A 14,931-nucleotide genomic window follows, 5' to 3' on the forward strand; every position below is an offset into this window, starting at 1 on the left:
ACGTGCGTCGGCTGTTGAGGTTTTTGTCTCATGCACCCGCATCCGCGGGTGCGTCCTCGGGGCTGTTCCTTCGCTGCGCTACGGGCCCCTGCGGGCGGCCGGTCGGCCTTTGTCGGTCGCTGGTCGCGACCGAGATAATTCCCAGCCTATGGTGGTCGGCGATGTTTTCGTCGCCCTAGGCGACGACAGCGCGCGACCGCGCGCCGCCGCCCCTGCGGCGTAGCAAGGGGTGCGGATGCACCCCGCCCGCAGGGCCTAAGACAAAGAAGCCAGCTTCTTCGCCCGCCGCCGCTGCACGCTGCTCCCGATGCCCATCGCTTCGCGATATTTCGCCACTGTGCGCCGTGCGATGTCGAAACCTTCGCCTTTCAGCAGCTCGACCAGCTTGTCGTCCGACAGGATCTTCTTTGGCTCCTCGGCATCGGTCAGCGCCTTGATGCGGGCCTTCACCGCCTCGCTCGAGGCGCCTTCGCCCTCGCTATTGGTAACGCCGCTGGTGAAGAAATATTTCAGCTCGAACGTGCCGCGCGCGGTGCTGATATATTTGTTGCTGGTCACCCGGCTAACCGTGCTTTCGTGCATTTCGATCTCTTCGGCCACTTCGCGCAAGGTGAGCGGTTTGAGTTTCGAAACACCCTCTTTAAAAAAGCCTGCCTGCTGCTTAACGATTTCGGCGGAGACGGCGAGAATGGTCTTCTGCCGCTGATCGAGCGCATTGATCAGCCAGCGGGCGTCGGCCAGTTTCTCCTTGAGCCACGACTGGCTGGCCTTGTCGGTGCAGCCGCCTTCCAGTTCCAAAGCGTATTCGCGGTTGACCACCAGACGCGGCAGCGTGGCGGGGTTAAGGGTGATCTTCCAGCCTCCATCCCCGCTGCCTTCCGCGCCGCCTTCCTCCAGCAATATATCGGGGACAACCGCGCTGGCCGTGCTGCTGCCGAAAGCGAGGCCGGGCTTGGGATCATATTGCCGCAGCTCGTTGAGCATATCGGCGAAATCTTCGTCATCGACATCGCACATGCGGCGCAGGCGGGGCAGTTCGCCCTTGGCCAGAAGATCGAGATTGTCGATCAGCTTGGCCATGCAGGGGTCATACCGGTCCGCTTCCTTGGCCTGCAAGGCAAGGCATTCGGCGAGGCTCCTCGCGCCCACGCCTGTGGGGTCAAGCGACTGGACGACATACAGCGCGTCCTCCAGATCATCGATACTCGCGCCCAGTTCATGCGCCACTGTGCGCAGATCGGCAGGCAGATAACCGGCGTCGTCCATCTGCCCGATCAGATGGCGGGCGATCAGCTCCTCGCGCGGATTGGCGGCGATGCTGCCGACCTGCTCCAGCAAGTGGTCGGCCAGCGATAGATCGGCGCTGGCCCGTTCCTCGAACGGGGCTGCATCATCGGCCACCGATGCCGCTCCGCCGCTGCCCCACTCGCCGTCACCGGTATCGCGGTCCCGGTCCAGCGCATTGGTGTTGATGTCGAGCGCTTCATCGCCGGAGCTGGCATCGGAAGATGTTTCGACCGGTTCCGGCGCATCGGGAGTGTCGTCGCCCTTCTCCCGCGTAACCTCGCCCGCTTCCAGCAGCGGGTTCTCTTCCAGCGCCTCGGCAACGAAGGTTTCGATTTCCAGATTGGACGCGGCCAGCAGACGGATCGCCTGCTGCAATTGCGGCGTCATCACCAGCGATTGCGATTGCCTGAGATCGAGGCGGGGGCCGAGTGCCATTATGCTTGCTCGCTAACGCTCGGACGGGTCCAGCCCGCTCCCCCACCCAGCCACCCGATCATGGTCCGATACGGTATCGGGTGGCTGGGTGGGGGAGCGGGCTGGCACCGGGCACCAGCCTTCAGGCTGGAGAAGAAATCCATCACAATTCGAAATTCTCGCCGAGATACAGGCGCTTCACATTTTCATCGGCGACCAGTTCCTGCGGCGTTCCGGCGAACAGCACCTGTCCGCCATAGATGATGCAAGCGCGGTCGACGATTTCCAGCGTCTCGCGGACATTGTGATCGGTGATCAGCACGCCGATGCCGCGCGTTTTCAGATCGGCGACCAGATCGCGGATATCGCTGATCGAGAGCGGATCAATGCCAGCGAACGGCTCGTCCAGCAGCATGATCGAAGGCTTTGCCGCCAGCGCGCGGGCGATCTCGCAGCGGCGGCGTTCCCCGCCTGACAGTGCCATGGCGGGCGATGAGCGCAGCCGTGTAAGGCCAAACTCGTCGAGCAGGCGCTCAAGCTCGGCGGCACGTGTCTGTTTGTCGGGCTCCGCCATTTCGAGCACCGAATTGATGTTCTGCTCCACCGTCATCCCGCGAAAGATGCTGGTTTCCTGCGGCAGATAGCCCAGACCCAGGATCGCGCGGCGATACATCGGCAGGTTGGTCACATCCTCCCCGTCCATCAGGATGCGCCCGGCATCGGGGCGGACCAGACCCATGATCGAATAGAAACACGTCGTCTTGCCCGCGCCATTGGGGCCGAGCAGGCCGAGCACCTCGCCCTTACCGACCGAGAGCGAGATATCGCTGAGCACCGCACGCTTGTCGTAAGCCTTGGCAATCGAGACGACTTCCAGCCCGCCCTGCGGGATCGGCGGAGCAGCCCCGCGTTCCAGCCGGGCGTCGTCCTGCATGGCGCTTTCGTTAACTGCGGGGCCTGTTTCGGTCGTGCTCATGGTTACGTCGTTTAGCAGCGCTGGGCTGTCGCAAAACCCCCGTTTGTCGAAAATTGGCAGGCTTTGTGCATGGTGCATCCTCAAAGCCGCTGTGACAATTGCGCATGGCCGCAACTATCTTGCGAAATCCTTACCCGCTCTTGATCTAAACCCCCGCCTTTGGGATAGGTTGGTCCGAGAGAGAACATGGGGAGAGAGTCGAATGGCAAAGGCTATCGACGATAATGGTCGCACCGCCGCGGCGGATTCCGGCGTTTCGGCACAGGCCGGTGGCCGTGACTGGCGCAAATCGATGAGCGATAATGTCGCCTACGCATTGCTGATGTACACCGGCCTGCAGATTTTCGTGACTGTTGGTGCCTTGAAAGAAGGCACATCGACGATCCTGCCCTATCTTGCATTGGTTGTTCTGGTGGCCGCGATTATCCCGGCCTGCCGCGCGTTCGAGGCACGGTGGAAATACCGCAGCGATGCCGAAGCGGCGGACCCTGCCCTTTCCGGCGAGTTCCGCCGCGACCAGTTGTTTCTGTGGGTTCTGGCCATCGGGCTGCCCTTCCTCCTGACCGGTCTGTTCAAGGCGTTTCTTGCGGTCGGCTGACGGTTTCGGGAACTGACTGCCCGTCCCGCTCGCTTTGAGCGGGATGAGAGATAATTTTTCCAGCTTTTTGAAGCATGTCGCGGCTGCGTTTCTGCTTCTCGTCAGCGCGCCGTTGGCTGCCCTGCCTATGGGCGCACCGGAGGAGGCCGCCGGGGAAGCCGCGTCTGCCGTGGCCGGAGACATCGCTGCGCCGCCCGAGGAGGGCACAGACATTGCGGTCAAAAACCGCATAGCCAATATTTTCGATGAGCTGCCCAGCCTGGCGGGCGTGGGATATGACGTGCAGGCAGGGGTCGTCACCCTGTCGGGCCAGGCCCCCGATGCCGAGGCTATCCAGCGGGCCGAAAATCTCGCCATGCGCATCGACGGTGTGGTGACGGTTCGCAACGAAATCGAGCGATCCGCCACCGTCACTGACGGGATCGGCGTGCTCGACGGGCTGGCCGACAAGGCGAAGCGCTGGATGGAGATGCTCCCGCTGATCGGACTGGCCGCACTGGTCGGGCTGCTGATTGCGCTGGCAGGATACGCCATCGCCGGGTTCCGCCCGCTCTGGAACCGGATCGCGCCCAACGGCTTTCTTGCGGAGCTGATTGCCAGCGCCATCCGGTTTATCTTTGCGGTTCTCGGCATCGTGGTGGCGCTCGATATCATCGGAGCGGGCGCATTACTGGGCGCGGTGCTCGGCGGTGCCGGCGTGGTCGGCATCGCGCTGGGCTTTGCCATGCGTGATACGATCGAGAATTATGTCGCCTCGCTGATGCTCAGCCTGCGCCAGCCGTTCCGGGCGAACGACCATGTGATGATCGACGACAAGGAAGGGCGGATTATCCGCCTGACCAGCCGCGCCACCATCATGATGACGCTGGACGGCAATCATTTGCGCATTCCCAACGGGCAGGTGTTCCGCGCGATCATCCTCAACTTCACGACCAATCCGCAGCGCCGGTTCGAATTCGATCTGGGCGTCGATGCGGATGACGACGCGCAGGCGGCCCGCCGTCTGGGGCGCGAAACCTTGCAGGCATTGCCCTTCGTCCTGGACCACCCGCCAGCCGAGGCGCGGATTGTCGAAGTGGGCGATTCCAACGTGCTGATCCGCTTCATGGGCTGGGTCGATCAGCGTGAAGCCGATTTTATCAAAGCCCAGAGCCGCGCCATCCCGGCGGTGAAGGTGGCACTGGAAGATGCTGGCTTTGGCCTGCCTGAACCGATCTACCGCCTGCGCTTCGACCCGCGCACCACGCCCCTGCCTTTCAGCAATATCAAAAGTGACGGAAGCCAGAAACCGGACGCACCGTCAAAACCGTCAACCCGGCCCGCTACTTCCAGCGATCCTGCGGATGACGATGTGCGCCCAAGCGACGAGATTGCCGAGATGGTCGAGGCTGAACGAGCCGGTCCGTCGCAGGAAGCCGATCTGCTCGATGCCGAGCGCCCGACCGAATAGCTAGCCTTTGCTCTTCGCCAACTTGATCGCATCGAGCACGACCTGTCGCGCTTCCTCTGCATCACCCCATTTGCCGATCCGGACCCATTTTTCGGCTTCCAGATCCTTGTAGTGGGTGAAGAAGTGCTCGATCTGCTGGAAGATGATCGAGGGTAGATCCTTGGTCTCGCCGACATCCGAATAATACGGGAAGGTCGTGTCGACCGGCACGCAGATCAGCTTCTCGTCGCCGCCATGCTCGTCTTCGAGGTTGAGCACGCCGATGGGCCGGGCGCGCACGACGCAGCCGGCCATGAACGGGCTGCGCGCGATGACCAGCGCATCCAGCGGATCGCCATCCGGGCTCAGCGTGTGGGGGACAAAGCCGTAATTGGCGGGATAGCGCATCGGTGTGTGCAGGATGCGGTCGACGAACAAGGCGCCCGATTCCTTGTCGAACTCGTACTTCACCGGCTCGCCGCCAGTGGGCACTTCGATGATGACATTCAGGTCATGGGGCGGATTGGTTCCGGTCGGGATCTTGTCGATGCGCATAATGGTGCGCGCTTTAGTCGGCATTGTGCAGGTGCGAAAGGGAATTCTCGGCTTTTGGTTCGCGCAGAGAACGCAGAGGAGCAAATCTCGCAGAGAAGTGGCGCGAGTGAGCGCCGCAGGTATTGGAATGAAGCAATCATCATTGCCTCGGCGTTGCTAAATAGATGCGGCTCCGCCGCAGGCACAGTGCCTCTGCGCTCTCTGCTCCCCGCGTCCTCTGCGCGAACCGCCTTCTTTCTTCTTTAATCTGGCCAGCGCGTCGCCTAACTGCGCGGCTATGAGCAAGAACAGCCAGCCCAAGACGCCTCAGGCCATTCGCGGGACGCAGGACATTTTCGGCCCCGATGCAGAGGCCTTCGCCTTCGTCGTCGATACGTTCGAGCGCGTTCGCAAGCTCTACCGCTTCCGCCGGATCGAGATGCCGGTGTTCGAGAAGACCGAGGTGTTTGCACGCTCTCTGGGCGAGACCACCGATGTCGTTTCGAAGGAAATGTATTCGTTCGATGATCGCGGCGGTGAATCGCTGACCCTGCGCCCGGAATTCACCGCAGGGATTGCCCGCGGATTTCTGACCAATGGCTGGCAGCAGCACGCCCCGCTCAAGGTCGGCACGCACGGCCCGCTGTTCCGCTACGAGCGGCCGCAAAAGGGCCGCTACCGGCAATTCCACCAGCTCGATGCGGAGATTATCGGCGCAGCCGAGCCGCAGGCGGACGTGGAATTGCTGGCCATGGCCGACCAGCTTTTGAAAGAGCTGGGGATCGAAGGCGTGACGCTGCATCTCAACACGCTGGGCGATGGCGACAGCCGCGAGGCGTGGCGTGCGGCGTTGATCGACTATTTCAGCGCGGTGAAGGACGAGCTGAGCGAAGATTCGCAGGAGCGGCTGGAGAAGAACCCCTTGCGGATTCTCGACAGCAAGGACCGGCGCGACCAGCGCTTCCTCGCCGATGCTCCGAAGATCGACGCGTTTTTGAGCGACGAGGCAAAGGCGTTTTTTGAGGCGGTCACCAGCGGGCTCGACGCGGCCGGTGTCCAATGGGTCCGCGCGGAAAATCTCGTGCGCGGGCTCGACTATTACCGCCACACCGCCTTCGAATTCATTCCCGACAAAGGCAGCGCCGCCGCCGAGGCTTTGGGCAGCCAAAGCACCATTCTGGGCGGCGGACGCTATGACGGCCTGATGGAAAGCCTCGGCGGCCCCGCCACGCCTGCGGTCGGCTGGGCAGCGGGGATCGAGCGGCTGGCGATGTTGGTGGGGGAGACTGGCGAAGCAGCTGCCGACGCCATCGTGGTGGTTGAAAATGACGATCTGCTTGGTGAAGCGATCGCTGCTACGGGCAAGCTTCGCCGTGCCGGGTTCAACGCTGAAATGCTCGCGTCCGGCAGTGTGCGTAAACGGTTCGACAAAGCCCAGAAGATGGGCGCAGAGAATATTGTCTCGTTTATCTCGCCGGATGAAGTTCGCGTGCGTGGAGACCGGATTGCCGAGATCGAGGCCCTGATCGCGTGACCATCCCCGACGACCGCCTGCGGCAGATCGCCGACCGCTTTGCAGAGCTGGAAGCGCGCATGGCTTCGGGTCAGCTGGAGGGCGATGAGTTCGTAGCTGCGAGCCGCGATTATGCCGAGTTGGAGCCGGTCGCACAGACGGCGGCGCAGGTGCAGTCCATGCGCGCCGAGATTGCCGAGCTAGAAGAGATGCTGGCCGATCCGGAAATGAAGGCGATGGCGGAGGAGGAGCTGGCCTCGCTGCGAGCGCAACTGCCGGAGGCAGAGCGCACGCTTTCCATCGCCATGCTGCCGCGCGATTCCGCCGATGCGCGGCCCGCCATGCTGGAAATCCGCGCGGGCACCGGCGGCGATGAGGCGGCTCTATTCGCAGGCGATCTGTACCGGATGTACGAGAAATATGCCGGCGAGCAGGGTTGGAAGGTCGAGCCTGTCAGCATGAGCGCGAGCGAAGTCGGTGGCTTCAAGGAGATCGTCGCCAATGTCCGTGGCACCGGCGTATTTGCGAAACTGAAATTCGAAAGCGGGGTCCACCGCGTGCAGCGCGTGCCGGTGACCGAGAGCGGCGGGCGCATTCACACCAGCGCGGCGACTGTGGCGGTACTGCCCGAACCCGATGCGGTGGATGTCCATATCGAGCCGGGCGATCTGAAAATCGACACCTACCGCGCCAGCGGGGCGGGTGGTCAGCACGTCAACACCACCGACAGCGCGATCCGCATCACGCATGAGCCGACCGGGCTGGTGGTCACCTGTCAGGATGGTCGCAGTCAGCACAAGAACAAGGAAAAGGCGATGCAGGTGCTGCGCGCGCGCCTCTACGAGCAACAGCGCGACGCGGCGCAGGGGGCCGAGGCCGAAGCGCGCAAGGCGATGGTCGGCAGCGGCGATCGGTCCGAACGCATCCGCACTTACAATTTCCCGCAAGGGCGGGTCACCGACCACCGGATCGGGCTGACTTTGCACAAGCTGCCGGAGATTATTGCTGGGCCGGGTTTGGGAGAGCTGGTCGATGCGTTGATTGCCGAGGACGAGGCCAAGCGGCTCGCGGCTCTGGCCGAGTAGTTTGGGCCGCGTGACCCGATGACCGTGGCCGAGGCGATCAGAGCAGGCGCAGACCGGCTGACGGCCGCTTCCGATATGCCGCGCATGGATGCCGAGTGGCTGATGGCTGCGGCTCTGAACTGCGAACGGAGCCAATTGCTGGTCTCGCATATGCAGACACAAGCGCCAGAGGCTTTCGAGGCATTGATCGAGCGCCGCGCGTCGGGCGAGCCATTGGCCTATGTAATCGGCACCCAGTCCTTTTTCGGACGGGATTTCTCGGTCTCGCCCGACGTGCTGATCCCCCGCGCCGACAGCGAGGCGGTGGTGGCGACTGCGCTCGAATTGCTCCATGAAGGTGCGCGCATTCTCGACTGCGGCACGGGGTCCGGGGCCTTGCTGCTCACGCTGCTGGCCGAGCGCGAAGACGTGACTGGAATCGGTATCGACAGCTCCCCTGCTGCGCTCGCCATTGCCCGCGCCAATGCACAGAAATTGGGCGTCGAGGACCGGGCTGACCTGCAGCGTGCGGACTGGACACAGCACGGCTGGGCACAGCCACTCGGGCAATTCGATCTGGTCATCGCCAACCCGCCTTATGTGGAAACGGATGCCGAGCTGGATGCGGGCGTGCGTGATTACGAACCGCACAGCGCTCTGTTTGCCGGTGAAGACGGGCTGGATGATTACCGCATTCTGGTCCCGCAAGTGCCAGCACTGCTGCGCGCCGGGGGCGTGGCGGTGCTTGAAATCGGCTATCGTCAGGAGGCTGCCGTGCGCGCGCTGTCGAACGATATCGGGGCACACTGCGAACTGGTGCGGGATCTGGCGCAGCGGCCACGCGGCATGGTTTTGCGGTTTGGCCGAGTTCAGGGGGGTGAAGGTTAAGGGGGGTTGGCAAAGCCCAAGGGACGGGCTAGATCAGAACCAAGACTGGTGACGAGCGCGTATTTGCTCCCTCGGTCTTGATCCAACATTTGCGGCGGATTCCTCGGCACCCACGGTGCTGGTCTATGCAAAGCAGATGCGGAGCCGCGTTCTGAGGCCAGCATGGCGGGCGCGGCGAGGGGCTTTGCGGGTGCGCCCCGAACGGTAGCGCCCGATAATAAGGAAGAGCATTCCTTGAACAACCAACGTAATAACAATCGCCGCCGCAGTCGTAACAATAATCGCAACCAGGGCGGTGGCGGCAATCCCAATGCGATGAATCGCATCGACAGCCGCGCGCGGGGCAATGCGCCCCAGCTGCTGGATAAGTACAAGAAGCTTGCCCAGGACGCGCATCATCACGGTGACCGGGTGCAGCAGGAATACTATCTGCAATTTGCAGACCACTATTTCCGTGTGATTGCCGACAACAAGGCCCGTCAGGAAGAGCAGCGCGCCAAGCGGGATGCCGAGCGCGGCAATGACAAAGGCAATGATCGGGTCAATGATCGGGCCGGTGAGCGCTCGCAAGACAATGACGGCGACGAGAGCGGTGACGACAATCGCGAGAATGGCCGTCGCCCGCGCCGCAATTCGCGTTCACGCGGTGATGCTCAGGATAGCAATCGTGACGACCGCGGCGATAGCCGGAATGAAGATCGCGGAGACTCGCGCCGTGGCAATGGCCACGACGACGATGCGGCGGAGCACACGGAGGCGGAAGCCGAGAAGCCGGCCCGTCGCCCGCGCAAACCGCGCGCCAAACCGGCAGAGGCCGATGGCGAAATCGATGCAGCAGTCTTGCCGCCCTCTATTTCGGCCGAACCGTCTGAGGAAAAGCCCAAGCGGGCACCGCGCCGCCGCAAGCCCAAGGCCGACGATGCGGATGGCAATGACACGTTGAGCGTCGCCAGCTGATCCGGCAAAGTTCCGGGTGCTGCTGAGCAATGGTCGGGCAATCGGACAGCGGGGCGGAGACGCCAGCCAGTTCGTGGCTTGATAAGGTGCTCGGCTGGCGCCGGCTTACAGCTTTGGTCGCGGGCGCGATCGGGGCGGTCGGTTATCCGCCCCTTGGGCTGTGGCCCGCCACACTCGCCAGTATTGCCGTGCTCATCTGGCTCGTGCGCGATGCGCCACGCTGGAAAGCGGCCGCGATGCGGGGCTGGCTGTTTGGCGTCGCCCACCTGACCATCGCCAACAACTGGATCGCCACTGCGTTCACGCACCAAAGCGAAATGCCGGCCTTTCTCGGCTGGATCGCCGTGCCGCTGCTGTGTCTTTACCTCGCCATCTACCCCGCGCTCGCCAGTGCCCTCACCCACCGGCTGGCGGCGAGCAAGGCTGTGCCGGTGTTTGTTGCCGTCTTTGCAGCGCTGTGGATCGTTACCGAATGGCTGCGTAGCTGGGTGTTTACCGGCTATCCCTGGCCACCGCTCGGCCTTGCGCTGCTTGGCCCGTTCGACCGCCCCGGCTGGGCTGCGGTTTTGCCCTTTACCGGCACCTATGCGCTGTCCGGACTGGCCGTGCTGTTTGCCGGGGCTATCCTGTGGGCGCTGGGGGGGAGGCGTTGGCTGGCGCTTGCGGGCACTGCGGCTGTGGTCATCGCAGGAAGCTTCTGGCCCGCCGGGGAAGAGCGCGAGGGCACCTTGCGTTACACTCTTGTGCAGCCGAATTTCGATCAGGCAACACTGAACGACCCGCGCCAGTATGAGCCCTCCTTCCTGACCATCGCAGCGTTCAGTGTCCGCGAGCAGACAGACGAGCCAAGGCTGGTCCTATGGCCCGAATCCGCACTGCCCGACTATCTGCGCCCCGGCTATCCGCTGCGCTATTACGTCGCCACCACGGCGCGCGCCGATCCGGAATTCGCGCGGCAGCGGGTTGCCGATGTCATCGGTGAGAACAGCCTGCTGCTGACCGGCGCGACCGATCTGGAAATCGGCACCGACGAGACCGGGCGGGAGCGGGCGCTGGGCGCGTATAATGTCGTCACCGCGCTCGACGATCAGGGCGATTTTGCTGGCAGCTACAGCAAGGCGCATCTGGTGCCCTATGGCGAGTATCTGGCATTGCGATGGCTGCTTGAACCTCTCGGGGCGAGCAGGCTGGTGGCGGGCACGATCGACTTCATTCCCGGCCCCGGTCCCCGCACGCTGGAGCTTGGCGAGTATGGCGATGCCGGTATCCAGATCTGTTACGAGATCGTGTTCTCGGGGCAGGTGACGGATCGCCGCAATCGCCCCGATTACATCTTTAACCCGTCCAATGATGGCTGGTTTGGCGCGTGGGGTCCGCCGCAGCATCTGGCGCAGGCCCGGCTGCGCGCCATCGAGGAGGGGCTGCCGGTCTTGCGCTCCACCACTACGGGTATCAGCGCGGTTATCGATGCGCGCGGCGTCGTGCGGCGATCGCTCGGGGCGCAGGAACGCGACAAGCTGGACGGGTTCGTGCCGCCCGCCCACGCGCCCACATGGTTTGCCCGCGCAGGAAACTGGCTGCCGCTGGGTTGGGCCTTTTTGCTTATGTTCGGAGCTCTCATCGCCTCTGTTATTGCCACGCGCCGCGCGGCTCGCTAAGTCGACATATCAAGACATAAAGCTATCTTTATATGTGAGGTTCACAGGCATCATGCGCAGCAATTATCTCTTCACGTCCGAAAGCGTTTCCGAAGGCCATCCGGATAAGGTTTCCGACCAGATTTCCGATGCGATTGTCGATCTGATGCTGGCCAAGGATCCCGAATCCCGCGTCGCGTGCGAGACGATGACCACCACGCAACGTGTTATTCTTTCAGGCGAAATCCGCTGCGCCCCGATGTATGATGAAGCCAACGAAGCTTGGGCCGTGAATGGCGGCTGGGCACCGGGCGCGAAGGAAGAGATCGAGAAGGCGGTTCGCTCCACTGTGCGCGATATCGGCTATGAACAGGATGGCTTCCACTGGAAGACGCTGACCTTCGAGAATCACCTGCACGGCCAGTCCTCGGAAATCGCGCAGGGCGTCGATGCCAGCGGCAATAAGGATGAAGGTGCCGGCGACCAGGGCATCATGTTCGGCTTCGCCTGCGATGAAACGCCCGACCTGATGCCGGCGCCGCTCGATTACAGCCACAAGATCCTCGAACAGCTCGCCGAAGACCGCAAGAGCGGAAAGGCCCCGTTCCTCGAGCCCGATGCGAAGAGCCAGCTGTCGCTGCGTTATGAAGACGGCAAGCCGGTTGCCTGCACGGCGGTCGTCGTCTCGACCCAGCATGGCAAAGGCTATGACGAGGGCGAGAAGGAAGCCGAGCTCAAGGCCTATGTGAAAGAAGTCGTCACCGCGATCCTGCCCGAAGGCTGGCTGAGCGATGCAACCGAATGGCACATCAACCCCACCGGCGCTTTCGAGATTGGGGGGCCTGACGGGGACGCCGGCCTAACCGGACGCAAGATCATCGTCGACACCTACGGCGGCGCGGCCCCGCATGGCGGCGGCGCATTCTCTGGCAAGGACCCGACCAAGGTCGACCGCTCGGCTGCGTACATTACGCGCTACATGGCGAAGAATATCGTGGCGGCAGGCCTCGCCAGCCGCTGCACCATCCAGCTCGCCTATGCGATCGGCGTGTCCAAACCGCTGTCGCTCTATGTCGATACCCACGGCACCGGCACGGTCTCCGACGAGCAGCTCGAAACCGCTTTAGCGGGTATCGAGAAGCTGGGCGGTCTGACTCCGCGCGGCATTCGCACGCATCTGGGTCTCAACAAGGCGATCTACCGCAAAAGCGCCGCCTACGGCCATTTCGGCCGGACAGCCGATGGTGATCACTTCCCATGGGAGCGGACCGATCTGGTCGACGATCTGAAGGCGGCTGTGGGGTAAGCTGGGCTGCTACCTAGTTTGCCGGAGTATGCGCTCCCTTCGGGGGCGAGGGCGTGTCCAGCGCCAGTTCCGCATCGGAGAACGTGAAGGGGCTGCGCACTCCGGCAATGCCATCCAGCTCTATCTGCATGCCGCGCGCCTTGACCTGCGGGTCGGCGAAAACCTGATCGATCGCGTTGATCGGTCCGGCGGGGATGCCTGCCGCAGCGCAGGCGTCCAGCAGGTCCGCACGGGTTCTATGCGCTGTTGCCTCGGCGATAATGGCGTCCAGCGCGGTACGGTTCGCCAGCCTCCCCTCATTGGTGACGAAGCGGGGATCCTCCAGCAGGTCATCGCGCCCCAGCACGCCCAGCAAACGCCGGAACAGGCCGTCATTGGCGGGCGCCAGCACGATCTCGCCATCGCTCGTCGGGAACACTCCGTAAGCGCTGACCTGCGCGTGCTCGTTGCCCATGCGCGGCGGGTTCTCGCCGGTTGCAAACAGATGCATTGCCTGACTGGCGAGCAGCCCGACCGAGCAGTCGAGTAGCGCCATATCGACATGCTGTCCCTTTCCGGTCCGCTCCCGCATCGCCAGCGCGGACTGGATCGCAATGACCGAATAAAGCCCGCAGGTGAGGTCTGAGATGGAGACCCCCATCTTCATCGGCTGCCCATCCGGCTCGCCGGTCAGCGCCATGAACCCGCTCATTCCCTGAATGACGAAATCGTAGCCGGCCTCCTTCGCACGCGGCCCGGTCTGACCGAAGCCGGTGATCGAGCAATAGACAAGGCCCTCGTTCGCAGCACGCAGCGACGGATAATCGAGAGCGAATTTCGCCAGCGCTCCGGTCTTGAAGTTCTCGATCACGACATCGGCTTCAGCAGCCAGTGCTTTGACCCGCGCCAGGTCCTCAGCGCTCTTGAAATCGGCCACCACGCTCCGTTTGCCGCGATTGCAGGCGTGGTAATAGGCCGCCTCGCGTACGGTCTCTCCGTCCGGTCCCTCGCGCTCGATCCATGGCGGGCCCCAGAGACGAGTGCCATCGCCTTCGGGGCTCTCGATCTTGATGACATCCGCGCCCAGATCGGCCAGCGTCTGCCCCACCCATGGCCCGGCCAGAACGCGGGCCAGTTCGAGCACTTTCAGCCCCGCCAGAGGCGCGTTCGCGTTGCGCGGTTCATCCAGCCACATAGTCGCGCTATTCCTGCTGGAGCAGGCTAGAGAGCCCCTCGACCGCGGCGAGAAACTCTTCGCGGAAATCCATCACCACCTGACGGCTGGAGCGGACATCTTCGACCAGCCCGACGCCCTGACCGACAAAATAGCTGACCAGTTCGCGGGCCTCTGCATTGCCCGCCGCTGCTGCGCGTTCGACGCGGGCAAAAGCGGGTTCGGAAACCATGCCCATCAGCGGCATCGGCAGCGTGCCCGGACCATCCCCGGCTTCCCACGCATCGTGCCAAGCGGTCTTTAACTGACGCGCCGGTTTGCCGGTCCGGCTGCGGCTGCGCACCGTGTCGCGGCTGCGCGCGGCGACCATTTTCTCGCGAAAGGCTTCGGATGTTTCCGCTTCCGGCGTGGCGAGCCAGACCGAACCGGTCCATGCGCCCTGCGCGCCGGCCGCCATCATTCCGGCCATCTGCGCACCGCCCATGATCCCGCCAGCGGCCAGCACCGGAATGTCGTGCCCGGCACGGGTGAGGGCGCGGACGACTTCAGGGATCAGCACCAGCGTGGAGACCTCGCCGCAATGGCCGCCCGCCTCGCCGCCCTGCGCCACGATGATATCGACCCCGGCTTCGGCCTGACGGATGGCGTGTTCCTTCGCGCCCACCAAGGCCGCGACCGGCACGCCGCGCTTTTTGCCCTCTTCGATCATGGCGGCAGGCGCGATGCCCAGCGCATTGGCAATCAGCCGGATGGGATGGCGAAAGGCGACTTCCATCAGCGCCAGCCCGTTTTCCGGCGTAATACCCATCCTCTCGCGCAGAATCGGCATTTCGGCTTCCGGAGCGATGCCATATTGGCCGAGCACCTGATTGGCGAAGCTCTGGTAAGAAGGATCGATCGCCTGCGCGCGGCTCTTGTTATCCGCCAGACCCGCCACTGCCGGGTCGATAACCTCGGGCACCAGCACGTCGACCCCATAGGGTGCACCATCGACATGCGCGTCGATCCACGCCAGCTCTTCTTCGAGGGCTTCGGGACTAAAGCGGGTCGCGCCCAGCACTCCGAAACCGCCCGCCTTGCTGACAGCGGCAACCACATCGCGGCAGTGAGAGAATGCAAACAGCGGAAACTCCGCGCCGGTCATTTCGCAAACGCGGTTCATCGCCATGGCAGTG

General features: G+C 63.5%; 13 protein-coding genes. 8 read left to right on the plus strand and 5 right to left on the minus strand.

Annotated features, from left to right (window positions below; genetic code table 11):
- Window positions 1-255: 255 nt before the first annotated feature.
- The gene (rpoN, locus tag ACFCW2_RS06460) at window positions 256-1,722 is read right to left on the minus strand and encodes an RNA polymerase factor sigma-54 (RefSeq protein WP_379548807.1); all 1,467 of its coding nucleotides are present in this window, start codon (window positions 1,720-1,722) and stop codon (window positions 256-258) included.
- A gap of 142 nt (window positions 1,723-1,864) precedes the next feature.
- On the minus strand, window positions 1,865-2,635 hold the full coding sequence (gene lptB / locus ACFCW2_RS06465) for an LPS export ABC transporter ATP-binding protein (protein ID WP_379548938.1): 771 nt from the start codon (window positions 2,633-2,635) through the stop codon (window positions 1,865-1,867).
- Window positions 2,636-2,879: 244 nt separating this feature from the next.
- Here lptB and ACFCW2_RS06470 point away from each other — a divergent pair, with 244 nt between their 5' ends.
- Both ACFCW2_RS06470 and ACFCW2_RS06475 read left to right on the plus strand, forming a co-directional pair.
- Entirely contained in the window at window positions 2,880-3,275 is a 396-nt protein-coding gene (locus ACFCW2_RS06470; protein ID WP_379548808.1) for a hypothetical protein, read from the plus strand.
- A gap of 43 nt (window positions 3,276-3,318) precedes the next feature.
- A complete protein-coding gene (locus tag ACFCW2_RS06475) occupies window positions 3,319-4,725 on the plus strand; it encodes a mechanosensitive ion channel domain-containing protein (protein ID WP_379548809.1) in 1,407 nt (468 codons plus the stop codon).
- Here the strand turns inward: ACFCW2_RS06475 and ppa are convergent, their stop codons facing one another.
- Window positions 4,726-5,259, minus strand: coding sequence for an inorganic diphosphatase (gene ppa / locus ACFCW2_RS06480; RefSeq protein WP_379548810.1), 534 nt, complete (start codon window positions 5,257-5,259; stop codon window positions 4,726-4,728).
- 277 nt (window positions 5,260-5,536) lie between these two features.
- Here ppa and hisS point away from each other — a divergent pair, with 277 nt between their 5' ends.
- The 6 genes from hisS (at window position 5,537) to metK (ending at window position 12,603) form a co-directional block, all read left to right on the plus strand.
- A complete protein-coding gene (gene hisS, locus ACFCW2_RS06485; protein ID WP_379548811.1) occupies window positions 5,537-6,772 on the plus strand; it encodes a histidine--tRNA ligase in 1,236 nt (411 codons plus the stop codon).
- Window positions 6,769-7,836 (plus strand): peptide chain release factor 1, encoded by a 1,068-nt coding sequence (gene prfA, locus ACFCW2_RS06490; RefSeq protein ID WP_379548812.1) that lies wholly within the window; start codon window positions 6,769-6,771, stop codon window positions 7,834-7,836. The genes hisS and prfA overlap by 4 nt, the downstream gene beginning before the upstream one ends.
- Window positions 7,837-7,854: 18 nt before the next feature.
- Window positions 7,855-8,703: a peptide chain release factor N(5)-glutamine methyltransferase gene (gene prmC / locus ACFCW2_RS06495; protein WP_379548813.1), complete on the plus strand. Its 849-nt coding sequence runs from the start codon at window positions 7,855-7,857 to the stop codon at window positions 8,701-8,703.
- A 234-nt stretch (window positions 8,704-8,937) separates the two neighbouring features.
- Window positions 8,938-9,660 carry a DUF4167 domain-containing protein gene (locus tag ACFCW2_RS06500; RefSeq protein WP_379548814.1) on the plus strand — a complete coding sequence of 241 codons (723 nt, stop codon included), beginning with the start codon at window positions 8,938-8,940 and terminating at the stop codon, window positions 9,658-9,660.
- Window positions 9,661-9,689: 29 nt separating this feature from the next.
- On the plus strand, window positions 9,690-11,318 hold the full coding sequence (gene lnt, locus ACFCW2_RS06505) for an apolipoprotein N-acyltransferase (protein WP_379548815.1): 1,629 nt from the start codon (window positions 9,690-9,692) through the stop codon (window positions 11,316-11,318).
- Window positions 11,319-11,370: 52 nt separating this feature from the next.
- Entirely contained in the window at window positions 11,371-12,603 is a 1,233-nt protein-coding gene (metK, locus tag ACFCW2_RS06510; RefSeq protein WP_379548939.1) for a methionine adenosyltransferase, read from the plus strand.
- Between the two features lie 13 nt (window positions 12,604-12,616).
- Here the strand turns inward: metK and ACFCW2_RS06515 are convergent, their stop codons facing one another.
- Both ACFCW2_RS06515 and ACFCW2_RS06520 read right to left on the minus strand, forming a co-directional pair.
- Window positions 12,617-13,777 (minus strand): CaiB/BaiF CoA transferase family protein, encoded by a 1,161-nt coding sequence (locus ACFCW2_RS06515; protein ID WP_379548816.1) that lies wholly within the window; start codon window positions 13,775-13,777, stop codon window positions 12,617-12,619.
- Between the two features lie 7 nt (window positions 13,778-13,784).
- Window positions 13,785-14,924, minus strand: coding sequence for a nitronate monooxygenase (locus ACFCW2_RS06520; RefSeq protein WP_379548817.1), 1,140 nt, complete (start codon window positions 14,922-14,924; stop codon window positions 13,785-13,787).
- Between the last annotated feature and the right edge of the window lie 7 nt (window positions 14,925-14,931).

The organism is Qipengyuania algicola, from assembly GCF_042492175.1.
Taxonomy (GTDB): domain Bacteria; phylum Pseudomonadota; class Alphaproteobacteria; order Sphingomonadales; family Sphingomonadaceae; genus CAJXSN01.